The organism is Clostridium brassicae (genome assembly GCF_026738875.1).
Taxonomy (GTDB): Bacteria; Bacillota; Clostridia; order Clostridiales; family Clostridiaceae; genus Clostridium_H; species Clostridium_H brassicae.
The window spans coordinates 52,198-72,693 of record NZ_JAPQFJ010000016.1 but is presented as its reverse complement, the minus strand read 5'-3'; the positions used below and the strand labels follow the sequence as shown (position 1 = coordinate 72,693).

At 26.9% G+C, this 20,496-nt stretch carries 22 protein-coding genes; 15 read left to right on the top strand and 7 right to left on the bottom strand.

The genetic code is table 11. The features are described from left to right. Window positions 1-189 precede the first annotated feature (189 nt). Window positions 190-582 (top strand): zinc ribbon domain-containing protein, encoded by a 393-nt coding sequence (locus OW729_RS14535; RefSeq protein WP_268062273.1) that lies wholly within the window; start codon window positions 190-192, stop codon window positions 580-582. A gap of 9 nt (window positions 583-591) precedes the next feature. On the opposite strand, the gene OW729_RS14530 is transcribed toward OW729_RS14535, so the two are convergent. Together OW729_RS14530 and OW729_RS14525 are read right to left on the bottom strand one after the other, a co-directional pair. Beyond that, a complete protein-coding gene (locus tag OW729_RS14530) occupies window positions 592-996 on the bottom strand; it encodes a secondary thiamine-phosphate synthase enzyme YjbQ (RefSeq protein WP_268062272.1) in 405 nt (134 codons plus the stop codon). Between the two features lie 106 nt (window positions 997-1,102). Continuing rightward, window positions 1,103-2,086, bottom strand: coding sequence for a DUF5050 domain-containing protein (locus OW729_RS14525; protein ID WP_268062271.1), 984 nt, complete (start codon window positions 2,084-2,086; stop codon window positions 1,103-1,105). 515 nt (window positions 2,087-2,601) lie between these two features. Between OW729_RS14525 and OW729_RS14520 the strand changes: the two genes are divergently transcribed. From OW729_RS14520 to queC, 6 genes are all read left to right on the top strand, one after another. Beyond that, window positions 2,602-3,606: a 2-hydroxyacyl-CoA dehydratase family protein gene (locus OW729_RS14520; RefSeq protein ID WP_268062270.1), complete on the top strand. Its 1,005-nt coding sequence runs from the start codon at window positions 2,602-2,604 to the stop codon at window positions 3,604-3,606. Beyond that, the gene (locus tag OW729_RS14515; RefSeq protein WP_268062269.1) at window positions 3,600-4,361 is read left to right on the top strand and encodes an acyl-CoA dehydratase activase; all 762 of its coding nucleotides are present in this window, start codon (window positions 3,600-3,602) and stop codon (window positions 4,359-4,361) included. Before OW729_RS14520 ends, OW729_RS14515 begins: the two co-directional genes overlap by 7 nt. A 16-nt stretch (window positions 4,362-4,377) precedes the next feature. Then, window positions 4,378-4,809, top strand: coding sequence for a 6-carboxytetrahydropterin synthase QueD (gene queD / locus OW729_RS14510; protein WP_268062268.1), 432 nt, complete (start codon window positions 4,378-4,380; stop codon window positions 4,807-4,809). 1 nt (window position 4,810) lies between these two features. Beyond that, complete coding sequence (gene queE, locus OW729_RS14505; RefSeq protein WP_268062267.1) at window positions 4,811-5,476, top strand: putative 7-carboxy-7-deazaguanine synthase QueE; 666 nt, start codon at window positions 4,811-4,813, stop codon at window positions 5,474-5,476. A 1-nt stretch (window position 5,477) separates the two neighbouring features. Then, complete coding sequence (gene folE / locus OW729_RS14500; protein WP_268062266.1) at window positions 5,478-6,065, top strand: GTP cyclohydrolase I FolE; 588 nt, start codon at window positions 5,478-5,480, stop codon at window positions 6,063-6,065. A 222-nt stretch (window positions 6,066-6,287) separates the two neighbouring features. Beyond that, a complete protein-coding gene (gene queC, locus OW729_RS14495; protein WP_268062265.1) occupies window positions 6,288-6,944 on the top strand; it encodes a 7-cyano-7-deazaguanine synthase QueC in 657 nt (218 codons plus the stop codon). Between the two features lie 188 nt (window positions 6,945-7,132). Here queC and OW729_RS14490 read toward each other — a convergent pair whose 3' ends face one another. Further along, window positions 7,133-8,587, bottom strand: a complete 1,455-nt coding sequence (locus OW729_RS14490) for a PTS transporter subunit EIIC (RefSeq protein ID WP_268062264.1) — start codon at window positions 8,585-8,587, stop codon at window positions 7,133-7,135. A 56-nt stretch (window positions 8,588-8,643) separates the two neighbouring features. Next, a complete protein-coding gene (locus tag OW729_RS14485; protein WP_268062263.1) occupies window positions 8,644-9,195 on the bottom strand; it encodes a PTS transporter subunit EIIC in 552 nt (183 codons plus the stop codon). Window positions 9,196-9,726: 531 nt separating this feature from the next. Between OW729_RS14485 and OW729_RS14480 the strand changes: the two genes are divergently transcribed. Further along, window positions 9,727-10,218 (top strand): PTS sugar transporter subunit IIA, encoded by a 492-nt coding sequence (locus tag OW729_RS14480; protein ID WP_268062262.1) that lies wholly within the window; start codon window positions 9,727-9,729, stop codon window positions 10,216-10,218. A 295-nt stretch (window positions 10,219-10,513) separates the two neighbouring features. Here the strand turns inward: OW729_RS14480 and glcT are convergent, their stop codons facing one another. Further along, the gene (gene glcT, locus OW729_RS14475) at window positions 10,514-11,371 is read right to left on the bottom strand and encodes a glucose PTS transporter transcription antiterminator GlcT (RefSeq protein WP_268062261.1); all 858 of its coding nucleotides are present in this window, start codon (window positions 11,369-11,371) and stop codon (window positions 10,514-10,516) included. Between the two features lie 332 nt (window positions 11,372-11,703). On the opposite strand from glcT, the gene OW729_RS14470 reads away from it, so the two are divergent. From OW729_RS14470 to nagB, 4 genes are all read left to right on the top strand, one after another. Continuing rightward, window positions 11,704-12,438, top strand: coding sequence for a GntR family transcriptional regulator (locus tag OW729_RS14470; RefSeq protein WP_268062260.1), 735 nt, complete (start codon window positions 11,704-11,706; stop codon window positions 12,436-12,438). Window positions 12,439-12,494: 56 nt separating this feature from the next. Continuing rightward, a complete protein-coding gene (gene murQ / locus OW729_RS14465) occupies window positions 12,495-13,367 on the top strand; it encodes an N-acetylmuramic acid 6-phosphate etherase (RefSeq protein WP_268062259.1) in 873 nt (290 codons plus the stop codon). Between the two features lie 22 nt (window positions 13,368-13,389). Beyond that, entirely contained in the window at window positions 13,390-14,532 is a 1,143-nt protein-coding gene (nagA, locus tag OW729_RS14460; RefSeq protein WP_268062258.1) for an N-acetylglucosamine-6-phosphate deacetylase, read from the top strand. 81 nt (window positions 14,533-14,613) lie between these two features. Beyond that, a complete protein-coding gene (nagB, locus tag OW729_RS14455; RefSeq protein ID WP_268062257.1) occupies window positions 14,614-15,348 on the top strand; it encodes a glucosamine-6-phosphate deaminase in 735 nt (244 codons plus the stop codon). A 204-nt stretch (window positions 15,349-15,552) separates the two neighbouring features. Here the strand turns inward: nagB and OW729_RS14450 are convergent, their stop codons facing one another. Next, window positions 15,553-15,969, bottom strand: a complete 417-nt coding sequence (locus OW729_RS14450) for a YjdF family protein (RefSeq protein WP_268062256.1) — start codon at window positions 15,967-15,969, stop codon at window positions 15,553-15,555. A gap of 581 nt (window positions 15,970-16,550) precedes the next feature. Between OW729_RS14450 and OW729_RS14445 the strand changes: the two genes are divergently transcribed. From OW729_RS14445 to OW729_RS14435, 3 genes are read left to right on the top strand one after another with little or no spacing between them, the layout of a single operon-like run. Further along, window positions 16,551-16,931, top strand: a complete 381-nt coding sequence (locus OW729_RS14445; protein ID WP_268062255.1) for a GntR family transcriptional regulator — start codon at window positions 16,551-16,553, stop codon at window positions 16,929-16,931. 5 nt (window positions 16,932-16,936) lie between these two features. Continuing rightward, on the top strand, window positions 16,937-17,833 hold the full coding sequence (locus tag OW729_RS14440) for an ABC transporter ATP-binding protein (protein ID WP_268062254.1): 897 nt from the start codon (window positions 16,937-16,939) through the stop codon (window positions 17,831-17,833). Next, window positions 17,817-18,878: an ABC transporter permease gene (locus OW729_RS14435; RefSeq protein WP_268062253.1), complete on the top strand. Its 1,062-nt coding sequence runs from the start codon at window positions 17,817-17,819 to the stop codon at window positions 18,876-18,878. Before OW729_RS14440 ends, OW729_RS14435 begins: the two co-directional genes overlap by 17 nt. Window positions 18,879-19,034: 156 nt before the next feature. Here the strand turns inward: OW729_RS14435 and OW729_RS14430 are convergent, their stop codons facing one another. Beyond that, window positions 19,035-19,676 carry a lactate utilization protein gene (locus OW729_RS14430; RefSeq protein WP_268062252.1) on the bottom strand — a complete coding sequence of 214 codons (642 nt, stop codon included), beginning with the start codon at window positions 19,674-19,676 and terminating at the stop codon, window positions 19,035-19,037. Between the last annotated feature and the right edge of the window lie 820 nt (window positions 19,677-20,496).

The following is a 20,496-nucleotide window of genomic DNA, read 5'->3' as shown; positions in this document are numbered from 1 at the left end:
TACTTTTAATGGAAGATGTATATTTTAAACAAGAGGGGATTAGAAAAACATAAAGAATGTTGAGAGGAAGAGAAATTTTATTTAATAAATGATATAATAAAACTAATGGAGAAACTTGAATATAGCTATGAAGTTTGTAAATTACTCAATTCCCTGAATGTATAATTAACGTAATTAATGGAGGAAGTTATGTTTTTTATAGGAATATTTGGTGTAGATAATAAACAAAAAGAGATAAAGGTTTTAAATAATGTACACTGTAGAAATTGCGACAAAGGATTAGGGGGAAAGCTTATAAAGACTTTCAACTTTTTTCACTTCTTTTTTATACCTCTTTTTAGGTGGAATGAAAAATATTATGTATTATGTAGTAGTTGCAATTCAATATATGAAATTAATAAAGAGAAGGGGAAAAGAATTGAGAGGGGAGAAGATGTAGAAGTTACTTATTGGGATTTGAAACCTATTGAAACAGAATCTAATAAAGAGGATTATTTAGTAGAAACTAGGTGTAAACATTGCGGTGAAGTTGTAGAACCTAAATTTGAATATTGTCCTTATTGTGGCACAAAGATTAAATAGAAGGATTAATTATCCTTCTATAATTTTTATATATACATTTCTATTTCTAGGTCCATCAAACTCACAAAAATAAATTCCTTGCCACGTTCCTGTAAGTAGAGTACCTTTTTCAATTATAATGGTAGCACTAGAGCCCATATATGAAGCTTTTAAATGAGCATGAGAATTTCCTTCGAAATGTTTATAATTTCCTTTGGGTGGTATAAGTCCATCCAATGTAACAATAATATCTCTTACTACATCAGGATCAGCATTTTCGTTTATAGTTATGCCAGCAGTAGTATGGGGACAAAACACTATAGCCATTCCGTTTTTAATTCCACTTTCTTGAACTGTTTTTTTAACAAGATGTGTTATGTTTATAAACTCTTCTGTTTTTGTAGTTTTAATTTTATATGCAATATTAGTATTCACAAGAAACTCCTTCTTTCCATACTAAATTCTTAAAGATATTACTATAGCTTTAGTAATATCTATTAATATAGTATTAATTTAAAAAGATATAAATAATACAGAGTAATTAAAACAACTTACTAAATACTTTTATAGGAAAATATTTATTTGAGACGTTAATAGTTTTTCTATCTTCACCATCTATGTTTTGACGATGTATTTTAGAATCCTTTTCTTTAATTTTATAATATACATAATCATCTATCATTTGAGCTTTAGAAACATTGCAGTCAGTTAATTTGTTAACATTAAATGTTTCTATATTAAGCATGTATAGCATGTTTTTCACATACTTAGCATCTATATCGGTAAAGCCCTCATAAGTGAACAACATATAATTATTAAATACTCCTAATATAGTATTACATTGACTTGTTTCATAAATTTTTTTTCCTGTTTCTAAATCTTTTATAATTACTGAACTAGAATTTTTATTTTTATATATCATATAATTTTTATAAAAATATACTTTTGAATAGAAAGCTGCTACAACAGAATCTTTCATTTTATCGTTTAAATTAACTTTTTTTAAAACTTCTGATCCTACATAAGGGTAATCCTTTCTTTTATAATATATATGACTTTTAAAATAATACAAGTCAGAAATATATCCTACAGATTCATGTATTGTAGAACTATTGCCACCATCCAATGGGACAGATTTTATATAACTTCTGAAATTATGATTTTCACAATAGTATATAGTTTTATTAAAAACACAATATGCATTAGTAGAAGATAAATCTTTACATACAATATAAGTGTCTTTTCCCTCTAGATTGCATTTAATTAGTGTAATCTTTTTTTGATGCTTTATAGTATAAAATATATTATCTTTTACTATTACAATATTTTCTACTTTGTAATCTACTATTAATTCCTTTTTTTCATCATATTTGAAAATTCTATATAGCTTACAGTCTTGTGAGGTATCAATATAATAGATATATTCCCCTGTCTGTATATAAACATTTATATTTATTTTATCGTAAGTAGAAATTAAATTATGTAAATTATTTATTTTTGTATTTGCTTTATTTAAACTCTCCATAACAATCCCTCACATTTCCATTAATAATTAATATGTAGTAGTTATAAATTATATTAAATTAATAGTTATTTTTTATTATAAAAATGAAATTTTTACAATATAGTCTAATATTTATATTGTATTATTATATTAATCGTAAGTTTTTACAGAAAATTAAATAAAACATCAATTTTTACACTATTAGCAATAATAAAAGTATAAATTTGTTTTGCAATTTTTAGTTTGAATTAAGTATTTTATAAATTATTTATATTCATATCTGATTTGACTTAGTGAACAATGTATAGTAAACTATAAAAATATAAAATAATAGAATAAAGACAGTTCGTAACCATCCTGTCTATAAACAAAACTAGGACGTAACTACCGGCTTAGGTAGTTTTTTTGTTTAAGGGCAGATTTTGCCCTTTTTTATTTTATAAGGCTTTATTTTTAAAGAATGTTGTTTTTAAATTATGCGAAATCAACAATTTATCAAAACATAGACTTTTATAAAAATATCAGGAGGAAACATAATGAAAAAAATAGGATTAACAACTACGGTGCCAATAGAAGTTCTAATTGCAGCTGGATATACACCAGTAGATTTAAATAATATTTTTATAACTTGTGATGATTATTTAAAATATATAGATATAGCTGAAAGAGATGGTTTTCCTAAAAGTTTATGTGCTTGGATAAAGGGGATATATGGAGCATGTTTAGAAAATGATATTGAGGAAATAGTTGGAGTTATAGAAGGAGATTGTTCTAATACAAAGGCTCTTATTGAAGTGCTTCAATTAAAAGGAATTAAAGTTTATCCTTTTTCTTTTCCTCATAGTCATGATAAAAGAGATGTAGAAAATGAAATTAAAAAGTTTATGAATATGTTCAATGTAACTTTTGAAGAAGTAGAAGTTATTAGAGAAAGATTAAGTGAAATTAGAAAATTAGCCAAGGAAATCGATGAGTTAACATATATAGAAAACAAAGCTACTGGTTTTGAAAATCATCTATATCAAGTGAGTCTAAGTGATTTTAATGGAGATATAGATTCCTTTGAAGCAGAATTAATAAAAGTTATTAATAATATAAAGAAAAGACAACCAGTAAATAAAAAACTTAGATTAGGTTACATAGGAGTTCCTCCTATGACTAGTGATATATACCAATTTGTAGAAAAATTTGATGCTCATTTTGTATACAATGAGGTTCAAAGAGAATTTACATTTCCTAGAGTAGATGAGGGGATAAATATATTTCACCAGTATTATGATTACACTTATCCCTATAATATTGAATTTAGAATTAAAGAACTAAAGAAGCAAATTGAAGAAAGAAATTTAGATGCTATAATTCACTACACTCAAGCTTTTTGTTACAGAGCAGTAGAAGATATAGTTTTAAAACAAAGTTTGGATATTCCAATATTAAATATAGAGGGAGATAAATTAAATACTTTGGATGCAAGAACTAAACTTAGGTTAGAAGCTTTTCTTGATATGTTATTGGATGTAAAGGAGAGTACGAAATGTTAGTTTTAGGTATAGATTTAGGGAGTAGAGAAGTAAAGATTGTTTTAATGAAAAATAATAAGATAATACAAAAGAAAAAAGTAAGTACTATGAGTTTTTATAGAGATTATTGCAAGTTTGATGGCAAAGTTATTGTGGATTTAGAAAAGATTAATATAGGAAAAGTGCATAAGGCTATATCTACAGGTTATGGGAGGAACAATACTGATTTAAAGCTGTTCACTCCAATAAATGAGATAAAAGCTCATGTATATGGGGGAATGTACCAAACTGGTTTAAAGGATTTTATACTTCTAGATGTAGGTGGACAAGATGTTAAAATTGTTAAAGTAGAAAAAGGTATAACTACAGATTTAGAACTCAATGAGAAATGTGCTGCTTCCTGTGGTAGATATTTAGAAAATATGGCAAATGTCCTTGAAATACCTCTTTATGAAATGAGTAAATATTATGAAAATCCTATAGAGCTAAATTCAACTTGTGCAGTATTTTCTGAATCAGAGTTAATTGGGAAAATAGCTGAAGGTGTAACTATAAAAGAATTATGTGCTGGGGTAAATTATTCTTTATATAAAAGGTTACAACCTCTTTTAAGTAAATTTAAAGGTAAAAAACTAGTTTTAACTGGCGGAGTTGCTAATAATCAAGCAATAAAAAAATATTTAAGAAATGATTATGAAGATATAGTGTCCATTGAAGAGCCTCAATTTAATGGAGCAATTGGATGTTGTTATTATGGAAGTAATATTTTAAAGTAATTTTAGGAGGAGTTACATGTACATTTTAAAATCAGAACATAGCTTTGATAGTGCTCATTTTCTTGCTGGATATGAAGGAAAATGTAATAATATCCATGGGCATAGGTGGAAGGTAGAAATTGAAGTACAATCAGAAAAGCTTATAGAAAATGGACAACTTGAGGGAATGGTAATAGATTTTGGTGATTTAAAAAGAGATCTTAAAGAAATGGTAGATTACTATGACCATGCATTAATCATACAAGAGGGAACTATGCGTAGAGAAACCTTAAAATGTATTATTGAAGATGGATTTAAAGTTATTAATGTTAATTTTAGACCAACAGCTGAAAATTTTGCAAAATTTTTCTTTAAGGCTATGAAAAATAAGGGATATAACGTAAAAAGAGCTACCGTTTATGAAACTCCTACTAATAGTGCTATATATGAGGAAAGTGGGGTAGTGTAAAATGGAATTTAAAGTAGTTGAAAAGTTTACAAGTATAAATGGAGAAGGTTCTCTTTCAGGGCAATTAGCAGTGTTTATAAGGTTTGCAGGATGTAACTTGAATTGTAGCTATTGTGATACAAGCTGGGCAAATAAAAAAGATGTATTTTATAGATCGATGATTTCTGAAGATATATACCAATATATAAAGTCTACAGAAATTAAAAATGTAACTTTAACTGGTGGAGAACCTCTTTTACAAGAGGGAATAATGGAGTTATTAAAAATGCTTTCCAAAGATAAGGAGATTCATGTGGAAGTAGAAACTAATGGCAGCGTTTCATTAAATAGATTTTTAAATTTAGATAATCCACCTAGCTTTACTATGGATTACAAGTTACCTTCAAGCAATATGGAAGATAAGATGAACTTAGATAATTTCAAATATTTAACTAAAAAAGATACAGTTAAATTTGTATCAGGAACTATGGAAGATTTACAAAAAGCTAAATATATAATAGATAAATATAAACTTGCAGATAAAACTAATTTATATATTAGTCCAGTGTTTGGAAAGATTAATATGGATAATATCGTAGAATTTATGGAAGATAATAAAATGAATAATGTTAATATTCAAATTCAACTTCACAAAGTTATTTGGGATCCAAATAAGAGAGGGGTATAGTATGACAATTGACACAAAATTAATTGAAGAACATATAAAAGGGATTTTAATAGCTTTAGGAGATGATCCTAGTAGGGAAGGACTTAAAGATACGCCTAAGCGTGTAGCGAAAATGTATGAAGAAATATTTAAAGGAATGTGCTATACCAATGATGAAATTGCAGAGATGTTTAATAAAACTTTTGAAGATGATTTATCGGTAGAAGAAAGCTCTAATGATATAGTATTAATGAAAGACATAGAAATATTTAGTCATTGTGAACACCATTTGGCATTAATGTATAACATGAAGGTGGCAGTAGCGTATATTCCTAAGGAAAAAATCATTGGTTTAAGTAAAATTGCCAGAATAGCTGATATGGTGGGGAGGAGACTTCAGCTTCAAGAGAGAATAGGAACGGATATAGCTGAAATCATGCAAAAAATAACAGGATCTGATGATGTAGCTGTTATTATAGAAGGAGAACATGGATGTATGACTACCAGAGGAATAAAAAAGCCAGGGAGTAAAACAATATCAACTACTTTAAGAGGTAGATTTAATACTGATGCAATTTTAAATAATAAGTTAATGATGCTTTATAAATAATATAGTAATATTTAACTCTAACTATTTGGAATGTAGTATTAGGATGGTTAAACATCGGATAAATATAAAAAATCATATTTGAGGTAATTGTATAAGCCATTTTAAAAGCAAATTTTACTAATATTTAAGTTTAATGCTGTTTAAATACAATATTTTTAATAAGAAATTTATTTTATTTATAAATTATAAACAACTTAAATAGATAAAGGATGGTAAATAGTTATGAATAAAGAAAAAGCAATAGTAGTTTTTAGTGGTGGCCAAGATAGTACAACTTGTTTATTTTGGGCAAAGAGAAGATATAAAGAAGTTATAGCAGTATCTTTTGATTATAATCAAAAACATAAATTAGAATTACAGTGTGCAAAGGATATATGTTTAAAATATAATATAGAACATCATATTTTAGATTTGAATTTATTGAACCAACTAGCACCTAATTCATTAACTAGACAAGACATAAAAGTGGATAAAGATTCTCCTACAGATGGTGTGCCGAATTCTTTTGTAGATGGTAGAAACATGCTGTTTTTAACTTTTGTTGCAGTATTTGCAAAGCAAAGAGAAATAAATGCTATTATAACTGGTGTATCCCAAAGTGATTTTAGTGGATATCCCGATTGTAGAGATGTATTCATAAAATCTTTGAATGTTACATTAAACTTAGCCATGGATTACCAATTTGAAATTCTTACTCCTTTAATGTGGATTGATAAAGCTGAAACTTGGAAAATGGCACATGATTTAGGGGTTCTTTCTATAATTAAAGAAGAAACATTAACTTGTTACAATGGTATAAAAGGGAATGGGTGTGGAGAATGTCCTGCTTGTAAGCTAAGAAGAAATGGATATTTAGAGTTTAAAAAGGCCTATTTATAAAACATGCTGATATACAGTTTGCTAGTGATGGTATACTTTTTTTAAATTTTAAAAATTGATTATTTATATTGCATTTTAAAAATACAAAATTAGTTTTTTAATATACGATAAAGTATTAAAGTACTAAAGCTTCGAAAAAATTATTTCCGAAGCTTTAGCACGGTGTTTTTAGAATTTTATTTTAAATTTTATTGTTTCATCAATGATTTCATTTGAGATACTAAAGGATCAGCTGAGGTACCAACTACTATTTGGAAGTTTTTATCGTCAAGTTTCATAACTCCATTAGCACCTAACTGTTTAAGCTTAGTTTCATCTATTTTATTGCCATCAAAAACAGTAAGTCTTATTCTAGTTACACATGCATCTATAAATTGAATATTTTCTGAATTACCTATAGCTTCAAGTATACCCTTAGCTTTAGTTTCTAATTTAGAACTTCCGCTTTTTTTAGAAGTTGAAGCATTAGTATGTGAATTAATATTTGAATTAATCTCTGAATCTAATTCTCTTCCTGGTGTAGGTAAGTTGAATTTTTTTATAAAGAATAAGAATAAGAAATAATAGATTACTGCAAATATTAAACCTAATGGAATTATAAGTATTGGTTTAGTTGATATACCAAAGTTAAGTCCATAATCTATAAAACCTGCGGAAAAAGTAAAACCACATTTTATTCCTAAGATTGAAGTGACAGCTAGAGCTATACCAGTAAACAAAGCATGGAATGCATAAAGTACAGGTGCGATAAACATAAATGAAAATTCTATTGGCTCAGTAATACCTGTAAGGAATGACGTAAAAGCTAATCCTAATAACATTCCTGAAACGGCCTTTTTATTTTCTTTTCTAGCAGCGCTAATCATAGCTAAACATGCTGCTGGAAGTGCAAACATCATTATTACAAAGAATCCAGTCATATAAGTACCGGCAGTAGGGTCTCCAGCGAAAAATCTAGATATATCACCATTAACAACTTTACCTGCTGGATTTTTAAATGTACCAAATTGAAACCAAAATATTGTATTTAGAACATGATGTAATCCAAATGGAATTAATAATCGGTTAAATAAAGCAAAGAAAAATGCGCCAATAGCACCTGCTGCTGCAACCATGTTACCAAAGTTGTTTATAACATCTTGGATTGGTGGCCATATAAATCCAAATAAAACACCTAAAACTAAACACATTAAAGAAGTTATAAGTGGGACAAATCGTTCATCTCCAAAGATTTTTAAATAATCTGGAACTTTAACATCTTTATATTTATTATATAATAATCCGGTTAATATACCCACAATTATACCAGACAGAACTCCCATATTGATTGTATCATTAAAGCTTACAGCAACTTTTACTAATATCAAGTGACCAATGGTAGCAGATAATGCAGCGATACCATTGTTTTTTTCTGATAGTCCTACAGCAATACCTATAGCGAATATAATTGCTAAGTTATCAAAAACAGCACTACCTGCTGAAGACATCCAAGGAATACCCTTTGGTAAAGTACCAAGCCAAGCCCAAACATCAGGCTGTCCTAATCTAAGAAGTAAGCCAGCTGCGGGCAATACAGCTATAGGAGTCATGAGTGATTTTCCTAACTTCTGAAGTTTTGATAAAATTTTACTGTTACTTGCCATGTTTATACCTCCTAAATACATTTAATAACATATTTCAATTTAACTTATATATATTTTTAGAAAAATACTCCAATAGTACTTACGGATGCAGCCATATTACCAAAATTCATTACAAGATTTTGAATTGGTGGCCATATAAATCCAAATAAAATACCCAAAATCAAACAGATTAAAGAAGTTATAATTGGGACAAAACGTTTTCCACCAAAGAAACCTAGAAAATCTGGAACTTTAATAGCTTTATACTTATTGTAAAGTAATCCGGCTAATATTCCTACAATTATACCAGGTAAAATAAACATATTAATTTTTTCATTAAAACTTAAAGCAACCTTTGTAATTACCAAGTGTCCAACAGTAGCAGATAATCCAGCAACACCATTGTTTTCTTCTGCTATTCCTATAGAAATAGCTATAGCTATTATAAGTGATAAGTTCTCAAAAACAGCAGAACTTGCGGCAGATATCCAAGGAATACCATTTGAAGCCAAAGTATTAGGCTTGCCTAATATAAAAAGTAAGGCAGCTATTAGTAATACAGCTATAGGAGCCAAAATCATTTTGCCTAGTCCTTGAAATTTTGATGATACATTACTATTATTTGACATGTTCATACCTCCTGTACATATTTGATGATATTTTTTCCATTTAAATTGTATAGATATTTTTTACGAAAATGCACCTTTAGCATTAATTTCTATTTATTATTAAGTAAAAGTAGTGCAAAAAGAATAGAAGTTGATAAAAAATTTTTTGAATTTATAACAAAAGTGCATTTCTTAAAAATAAATATACTCATTAATATGGATTTAGTTAAAAAAGTGCAATAAAAAAAGCCGAAAAGGTATAAGTAACCTTTTCAGCTTTTGCCCAACGTTGGTTGCACGCCGATGAGTTAATTGTAATCGATTAAAATACAAATGTCAATGTATTTTTAAAATTTTATTAATTTTTGAAAAATATACAAATATTAATTATTGACATGAGCTAATTTAAATTATATACTAATAGAAGTATTAAACGTGTAACTGTTAAATCAGGCATAAGTTAGTTATAACTTGTGCCTTTTTTTTATTTGTTTTTATAAAAATATAAATGGCACTTAAATTAGCTACTATTTATACTTAGGAGGTTTGAAAATGTTTGGTTTTTTTAAAAAGGAAAATAACAAGGAAAATAAGATTGTTGCTCCAGTAGCAGGAAAAGTATTAGATTTATCAGAAGTACCAGATAAAGTATTTGCAACTAAATTGGCAGGAGATGGTGTTGCTATAGAATGTGAAGGTAATGCTATTTTGGCTCCAGCAGATGGAATATTGACTTTAATATTCAAAACTAATCACGCTTTTGCTATTACCCTAGACGATGGAACTGAACTTTTAGTCCATATCGGTATTGATACTGTTAAATTGCAAGGTGAGGGATTCGAAAGAGTAGCAGAACAAGGAGATAAAGTTAAAGTAGGGGATCCTATTATTAAGATTGATGAAGAATTTATAAAATCTCAAGGATATTCTTTGATTACTCCTGTTTTAATAACAAATCCTGAAGATGTTAAAATCATTGAATATAAAACAGGTTTTAATGCTAAGAGTGGGGAAGACACTTTACTTACGTATACGCTTAAATAAATAGTATTTTGGTATCAGGTGGAGTTTTTACTCCATATGAAATGCTTAGGCACAGAATAAATTAAGAAACCTTAATTTGAAAGGTTGTTTTTAGTATATAAATAGAATTTTATTAAGAAGGCGTAATATAACCATTTGTAGAGATGGTTATATTACGCCTATTATTATAAGAGGAGTTTTTATCGTTAAATTTATATTTTAAAATTATACCAGAATAAATAATTTGTAATATATCATTAGTATTAAGTATATCAATAATTAACTGTTTAAAAAGTCCAAAAAATTTATTAGAAATTTAATTTTTCTTAGGAGCATTTCTAAATTTTTCTATGTGGATAGCAATGTAGGCTGTTTCGTCTTCAACAACGTTTAAGAAAAGCTCATTTTCTATTATTTCACTTACTCTTTCAGCTAAATTATACGAAACTTTATATTGTTTTTTGATAGCAGCTATAAGGTCATTTTTTATTGGATTATTGTTTAAAATTCTTTCTATAGCAAATCTTATATGGGTTAAAAATCTAGCATAATCTAAAGATTGTTTGTCTATTTCTATATTAAGTTCATCTTCAAGAAATTCTATAATTGTATTTGATAGAAAAGCATATTTTATTGTATTAGATAGTTTCCCTTCATTTCTTGCAGAATGGATGTGTAGAGTTATAAAGCCCACCTCTTCATCAGGAATCATTATATTAAGTCTTTCTTCTAACATCATTACTGCTTTTTTTGCTATAGAAAATTCTCTCTTATATAGAGTTTCTGTTTCTACTAAAAATGGATTTTCTATAATGTTATTCTCCATAAGGCGTTTTATAGTATAAGATATATGATCAGTTAAAGATACATGTATTTTTTCATTTAATGGTTCTTTTAACTCATCAGAAATCATGGAAATTACTTCTTCACATAAACCAATAATATTACTGTCCACACTTGAAATTAAATTTTTAAAGCTATTAAAGTTATTTTGGTTTTGCATAGTAAATACTTTATCAGCTTTTGTGTCAGTAGGAAGCATGTCTCCTTGATGTTTTCCAAAACCAATTCCTTTACTAAACAGAATCTTTTCTTCTCCGTTTTGATGTACTAATAAAACATTATTATTAAATACTTTTATAACATGATAGCAATCTGTTTGTAAGTTATTCATTGAAATTCCTCCAAAATATACGATTTTTTTAATTTAAAAACGATAAAATATTATAGTTTTGTTAACGTTTAAAAATCTCTTTATAATATAGTATAAAATCAATCAGAGTATTTTTCAAGAAAAATTGGTATATACAACATAACAACATAATGATATAATATTGTCAAGAATAGAAGTGAAAGTTATATTTATTATTAAGTTTAAGCTTTTGCAAATAAAGCTACATTCTAATAAAATTCCCATTTAAATGCAAAAATAAAACAAAATTTTTATATTAAAAATACAAAAACTAAAGATATAGGTTTTATATAAATCAAGAAGGGATTAGTGATATGATGAAAACTGTTTCAAAAAAAAGTCCGATACCTCTCCATTATCAAATTAAAGAAATATTACAAGAGATGATAGAAAATGAAGAATTAAAGCCTGGAGATGCTGTTCCTACAGAAAGAGAACTTTGTGAAATTCAAGGTGTCAGTAGAATGACAGTAAATAAGGCAATAATGGCTTTAGTCAATGAAGGATTATTGTATAGAGAGCAAGGAAAGGGGACTTTTGTTGCTAAACCCAAGGAAAATAAAGAAATAGCAGGTCTAAAGAGCTTTACTGAAGAAATGAAAGATAAGGGAGTAAAGACAGAAACTAAAATTTTATCTTTTAAAATAAAACAAGCCACGAAGAGAATAAAATCCATTTTAAATATGATTGATGTTGATAATGAAGTTATCGAGATTAGTAGACTTAGAATGAGTGAAGATGAGCCGGTGGCTATAGAAACTGTATGGATACCACATAATTTATGTGAAGATATGGATAGAGAAACTATAGAAGGCAAATCATTGTATGAAACTTTTAAAAATAAGTATAATTATTTTCCTGAAAAGGCTAAGCAAACTATAGAACCTATAATGTTAAATGAATATGAATCTAAACTTTTAAATCAAAATGAAAATGCTTTAGCGTTGATGTTTAGAAGAACTACTTACATGAAAGATGGAGTTCCTATAGAACACACAAAAGCAATTTATAGAAGTGATATATATAAATACGAGATAATTTTAAAGTAGAGGATTAATCTCTATTAAAGATGAATTATATTAATCTTAAGGAAAGAAGGTAACTTATGAGTGGAAGAAATATAAATACTATGGATTTAGATAGTTTAACTACATTAGAGATAATAAGAAAAATAAATGAAGAAGATGAAAAAGTATCAAAGGCTATAAAAGAAGAAGAAAAAAATATAGCTATTGCTGTTAATATTATTTTTAATGTATTAAGAGAAGGTGGAAAAATGTTCTACATCGGTAGTGGAACCAGTGGAAAGCTTGGAGTCATAGATGCTTCAGAGTGTCCACCAACTTTTGGTGTTGATGATTCTTTAGTACAAGGTATTATATCAGGTGGAGATGCAGCTATAAGTGGATGGCTTGAACATACTGAAGATAATGAGGAATTGGCTATAGAGGACCTAAAGATAAGAAAAATAACCAATAAGGATGTTTTAATTGGAATAAGTGCAAGTGGTAATACTCCTTATGTAAATAGTGCTATAAGATATGCAAAAGAGTTGGGTTGTAGAACTATAGGTATTATGTGTAGTAAAAAAGGAAGTCTTAAAAATATATGTGATCTAACTATAGCTGTAGATGTTGGCCCGGAGGTTATAATGGGATCTACAAGAATGAAAGCAGGAACTGCACAAAAAATGATTTTGAATATGTTAAGTACTACTACTATGATTAAGCTTGGAAAAACTTATTCTAACCTTATGGTTAATGTGAAACCTATAAATAACAAATTAAAAGAAAGGGTTAGAGAAATAGTTATGTTAGCAACTGATAAGAGCTTAGAAGAAGTTGAAAGAACTCTTATGGAATGTAACTATGATCCAAAAACTGCTATAGTTATGATTAAAATAGGAATTTCAACTAAGGAAGCACAAGAAAAACTAAAATTACATGGTGGTAGAGTTTATGAGACTTTAAAAGGTTAATTTTAATACGGGGGGATTAAATATGAAAGCTATAATTAATGGAAAGATTATAGTAGAAAATAAAATTTTAGAAAATAAAATTTTATTTTTTGATAAAAAAATAGTTGATATATTGGATGTAGATGACGCTAATTTAAATAAAGCCGATCAAGTGATTGATGCTAAGGGATTGTATGTTTCACCAGGGTTTATAGATCTTCACATACATGGTTCAGGTGGAAAGGATACTATGGATGGAGAATTAGATGCTATAAAGGTTATAAGTAATACTATAGCAAAAAAAGGAGTAACATCATTTTTACCAACTACCATGACTATGGATAAAAAAAATATATATACCGCTTTGGATGTTATAAAACAAGCTATGAATATGGATTTAGGTGGAGCTAAGGTTTTGGGCGCACATTTAGAAGGACCTTTTATCAATCCCAAATATAAAGGTGCTCAAAACGAAGAATTTATGATAAAGCCAAGCCTTGATTTTATTAAGGGATATGAAGAGGTAATTAAAATTATTACTTTTGCACCAGAAAGAGATGAAGATTTTAAGTTTTTAAAGGATGTTAAGGAAAATACAAATATAGTTTTGTCTATAGGTCATTCAGATGCCACATATGAACAGGCTATAGAAGCTATAGAGAATGGAGTAAGTCGTGCTACTCATACTTTCAATGCTATGACTCCTTTAAATCATAGAAAACCAGGAATAATAGGGGCTATTTTAAATACCGATATATCTTGTGAGCTTATAGCTGATAATATTCATGTTCATAAAGGTGCTATCAATCTTCTTGTTAATGGTAAGGGTATAGATAAAGTTATACTGATTACAGATTCTATGAGAGCAGGATGTATGAAAGATGGCATATGGGAACTAGGTGGTTATAAAGTTATTGTAAAGAATGGATCTGCTAGATTAGAAGATAACACTTTAGCAGGAAGTATTTTAACTTTAAATAATGCTATTAAAAATATGAAAGATAATATAAATGCTCCTTTGTATGAAATTGTATCTATGGTAACAATTAATCCAGCTAAAGACATAAATATATATGACAAAAAAGGAAGTCTTGATAAAGGAAAAGATGCTGATATTGTTATTTTCGACGACAATATTGACATTAATATGACAATTGTTGAAGGAAATATTATTTATGAAAAATAGACAATGTTAATTTAGATTACTAGACATAATCTGTTATTAATTTAGTTAAAAGAAAATTTAATTTAGATGAGGTGTATTTTAATGAGAATTATAGTAGTAGATAATTACGAAGAAATGAGTAAGAAAGCAGCAAATATGGTTGCAAGTCAAGTTATTTTAAAACCAAATAGTGTTCTTGGATTGGCAACTGGAGATACTCCTGTAGGAATGTATGAGGAAATTATAAGTCTTTATAAAAACGAAGAAGTAGATTTTTCTAAGGTTAAAACTTTTAATTTAGATGAATACTATGGTTTAAGTAAAGAAAACCCACAAAGTTATTATTATTATATGATGAATCACTTATTTAATCATGTAAATATTGATGAAAATAATATAAATATTCCTAATGGAATGGTTGATAATATAGAATCAGAGTGTAAAAATTATGATAAAAGAATAGTAGAAGTTGGTGGAATTGATTTACAAGTTCTTGGTATTGGAGTTAATGGACACATTGGGTTTAATGAGCCCGATATAAGTTTTGAATCAGAAACTCATTTAGTTAATTTAGACGAAAAGACTATAGAGTCTAATTCAAGATTCTTTAATTCAAAAGAAGAAGTTCCGACAAAAGCTATTAGTATGGGAATTAAGACTATAATGCATTCAAAAAAAATAATTTTGTTGGCTTGTGGCAATTCGAAGGCTAACGCTATTTTTGAAACTATAAATGGAAAAATCAATCCTAATATGCCAGCATCTATTCTTCAATTACACAGAGATGTTGTCGTTATTGTAGATAAGGAAGCTGCTAGCAAATTAAATTTAGAGTAACTATGATTTAATATATAATCAAAATTATTAATAAAACAACAAATAAGTAAATTTATGACTGATTTGTTGTCTTATATAAATCTTTAAAGCTGTCATTATAAAAATAAGGAGGTTATCCTCCTTATTTTTATTGTTCGAGTTCATAATTGTTGTAAATAAATAGACTTACGTTTAAAATTATTTTAGCTATTTATAAAAAATCCATTAATGACCTCTATGTTTTTGTTTTTTCTTTTGTTGTTTTAGTTCAAATTGTTTTTCTTTTTCTTGGTATTTTTGTTCTTTTGATTTCTTTTTTCTCTCTGTTTTATTTGTTTCCTGTTGTAGTTTCATAGCTAGTTGTGATTTGGTTCCAATTTTCTTATTCTGAGTCTCTTTTTTTATATTTCTTTGAAGTTTTTTAGGATTTAATTTTGTTTTTTTAGATTCCTCATTGAGTATAGGATTACTGAAGTTTAGACAATAATATTCTTTTAATAAAAATTCATATACCTCATAATCCTTTGGCTCTGAACCAAAAACTACTTTACAAACAGATAAAAGATCATCTTCATATCGTTCGAAAACACCTACCCAAAATGGCTTTTCAAAAAATACAGTTAATTTAACACTTACATACATATTTGTTTCCTCCTGTTTTGTAAAAATGTAAATTAAGAACGGACGACCCCAGGAGGGAAGGTTACTGCTATCTATAAAAATAGATAGGTTCGGACTACCAACCGAAACTGTGTTTTTATCTTCATTATGTATTATACATAAAAAAAGAGCATTTGTATAATATATTGTAGGGTCTAACATTATATCAATTTTAAATTATAGTGATGTATAAAAGTTTTATTAGTTAATATTAAAAAATTCTTTTTTAGAAACATAGTGAAATAAAAATCCATTATGAGAAAAACTATGAGCTAAATACAAAATATTGAAATAATTGTATTGACATAAGGTGGTAATTTTAGTATATTATATGTGTACTATTTATTGTAGTACACATAATACACATGATACACATTTTGTTTTTATCTAAGAATGCGGTGATATTTATCTCTAATCTATTGAGTACTTAGTATTAGTAACGCTAGACACAATATTAAAGTTAAAAAGTATTAGTAAACATTTTTACATAAAACCAAAAACTATATTTATATCAATCAAAGAAAAGTATTTTTACTAAAAATTCTAAAAAAGGTGGTGAAAAAATGATAAATATAGATAGTAGAAGTAGCAAGCCAATATATGAGCAAATAATAGATGGAATAAAAGAAAATGTTATAAGAGGAATATTAAAACCTGGAGATAAATTGCCATCTGTAAGGGAATTAGCAGTGATGCTAACTACAAATCCTAATACAGTTAGTAAAGCATATAAAGAATTGGAAAGAGCAAGAGTTATAGAAGTTTTAAGGGGGAAGGGAACTTATATATCAGATTTTAGCCCTAGAAAGGATGAGGAAAAGATGAACTTTTTAAAGAAGGAATTAAAGCAACTCTTGATAGAAGCACAGTATATGGGAGTAGACAAAGAAAATTTTATAAAATTAATAGATGAGATTTATGAAGATTTAGATGGGAAGAGGTGATTTATGTGATAACTATAAATAATGTTTCAAAAACATTAGGAAATAAAAAAATTTTAAATAATATCAATATAGACATAGAAAAAGGTAGTATATTTGGTGTTATAGGAGAAAACGGGGTAGGAAAAACTACACTTATAAAATGTATGTTAGGTATATACAAACAAGATGAAGGAGAAATAACAGTGGATGGACAATCTATTTTTGAAAATCCTGAAGTGAAGCAAAAAATAGGTTATGTAGCAGCTGAAACACAGTATTATTCATCATTTAAAGTAAAAGAACTTGAGAAATTTTATAGCCTAACTTATGATAGATTTTCCTATGAAAGATTTAAAGAACTTAATAAAATATTTAAGATACCAGAAAACAAGAGGGGAAGAGAACTTTCGAAGGGTATGAAGATGAGAGTTTCATTAATGTTAAATTTAAGTATATATCCAGAAATACTAATATTAGATGAACCTACTTCAGGATTAGATCCTATAATAAAAAGAAAATTAATGAATATTTTAGTAGAAGAAGTATCACAAAGAGAAATGACAATATTTATGGCTAGTCATAATTTAGATGACTTAGAGAGAATATGTGATTCAGTAGCTATTATGGAAAAAGGCGAAATAAAATATATAAATAAGATAGATGATATGAAAGAACATATAAAAAAGCTGCAAGTGTTATTTAAAGATGAAAATAAGGCAGAAGAAATAAAAAATTGGTGTGAAATAATTGCAGTTGAGAAAATCGGGAGAATAAACTATTTAATAACAAATAATTATTCAGAAGAATTACAAGAAAAACTACTAAATTTAGAAGCAACGTTTATAGAAGAAATAGATTTAAGCTTAGAAGATATGTTTATATACTCCATAGAAGGAGGAAAAGAAGATGAAAAAGCTATATAATAATGCTTTATTTTATAAAGATTGGAGAACTAGTAAGTGGATTAGTATTATTATGACTATAAATTTATTTTACTTTAAAACAATGGAAGCCTTTACTTTAATTAGTTTGCAAAAATATCGTATGGCTATAGACGAAAAATTTGTACCTAATAAAATGTGGTTTAATGGATATTTGATAGGACATAATAAAGATGGATATATGATTAGTTTAATTTTAGTAGCATTGCTTACAGTACTATTATTTAAAGGGGAAAAGCAAAATTCTACCTTTGAGTTATTATACTCCATGCCGTTTAAAAGAAAAGAAATGATATTATCTAAAATTAAAGTAGGTTTTTTATCAATAATTATACCATTCTTAGTTAACTTTATAATAATGACTTTGTTTTATATTAAAAATAAAGCATATATAGGAAGCAATTATTCAGATATACCTAAATTTTATTTCATAAATCTACTAATGTGTTTGTTATTTTTTATATTTTTAGTTTTTATTCAAACTATAGTAGGACAATACTTGATAGCAACTATAACAGCACCAATAATTCTTATCACTCCATATGTATTAGTAAAATATTTGTTAGAGTTAGTAGAATCAACATTAAGATATAGCATATATCCTAAGCTTTGGAAATTAACAAATTTCTATCCTAACTTAAATATATATGATATAGCTAATTACCAAAACATACCAATGGATAAAGTTTTCAAAAATGGAGAATGGACATATTCTAATTATAAATATGGATATGAGAGTTTCGGTGTTAAAATTTTAGTGATGATATTCTTAATAATGGTATTTAGTCTTTTATCAGTTATAATATATAATAGGCTTAAGGTAGAGAAAATAAATCAATTAATAATATTTAAACCAGCTGAAAAGATATTTAATTTAGGAGTAGCAATATGGTGTGGTATAGTGGTCTCAGTGATATTCGGAGATGTTTATACAGGAAACAGACTAAGAATATATATAACATTATTTTTAGGTGCAGCTATAGGATATTATATATCAAAATTAATGATAAAATTGTTTAGCAGATAGTGATTTAAGGAATTAATAGGTTATGATATAAACTTATTAATTCCTTTTGTTTAATTATGCTGTTAGTTGCTTTTAAAATTCAATATAAAATAAACAAAATATTTATATTATAAGATAGTTAAGTATTATGCTTTAAAAATATTACAAAATAAAAAATTAATAACCTAGCTGTTTTCCTACAATTATTACTTTGATTCTGTCTTTAACAAACTGTCCTTTAATAATTGTAAAGTCATTACATATTCTATTGGGGCTTTGGCAGTCGATACAATAGCCTAAAGTAGTACATGGGGTATTTTTACCTAATCTTTTTGCATCGATTGGAGCAGAATAATTTCGAACTCTTTTTTCTGCCTCTTCTATATCTTTAACAATCTTATTTATTCCAGCTACTAAGATAACTTGTTTAGGACCATATATCATAGGGGCAACTCTACTTCCATTACCATCAATATTATAAAGTTCTCCATTTTCAGTTAATGCATTTGTACTACACATAAAAGTATCACAAGAGAAGTTCTGTATGTAAATTTGTTTTTTTTCTTCACTTGTGATACCATTTTTATACTTATCTAAAAAAGTATAATTCCCTTCACGAAGAAAATCTATAACTCCTGTTTCAAAAAGTGTCATAGAATCCCCTACACCTACTATAGATTTTTCATCTATAAGTTCTTTCAAGAGTTTTATTAAATCATTAGTATCTTTGACAAAAAAGCCTGCTATATTACGTTTTCTTAGATTAGCTATAGTTCGATCCAATTGTTTTTCTATATACCATAAAACGTTTTTAGTCATATAAATTTATCCTTTCCAACAAAAATTTTCGATTAATATTTTTACATTATAAATTATATATTAGCTTATAAAATATCACAATTAATTACATACATATATAATTTATTTATAAAATGTTAACTAGTAAGTTAAATATTGAAAAATATATTCTATATTTAACAACTCCTTAGCGAAAGAACCTTAGTGAATTTATTTTTGTCACCATAAGTCGTGGATGTAATGGTAAGGCAAGTTATATATCTAAAACTGTTAAAGCCTTGAAAGTTGTATTATACATGGAAAAATATCCACGTTTTAAAAAATATACAAAAAATATTGAAAATTAAGAAAAATAGGAATATAATTAAATAAATTTTAAGTTTTTATATGTAATTTATAATATATAAATTTTGAATTAAATTAATCACCGATTAAAATATATTTAAAAATTAAATATAATTATTCTAAAAAAATTAAGTTAACTATTCTATTGATAATTGATAAATCAAACAATTAATAAACATGGTGAGATAAGTGTGCTTATAAGTAAACGTTTAACTGAGATTTAACGACGTTTTATTAATGTTAAAGTTTATCATATTAAACAGTTAATAATTTATAAACATATGAGAAATAAGTATGCTGATAAGTAAACGTTTAACTAAGTCTTAAAGATGTTTTATTAATGTTAAAATTTATCATATTAAATAGTTAATACTTTATAAAAAGGGGGGGAATTCAAAATTTATTGATAATAAAAGAGATTTAAATTTTAAAGTGTTAAAGAGATTTTATCAGAATAACTATATTTTAATTTTTAATGTATTTAATAAATGAGAAA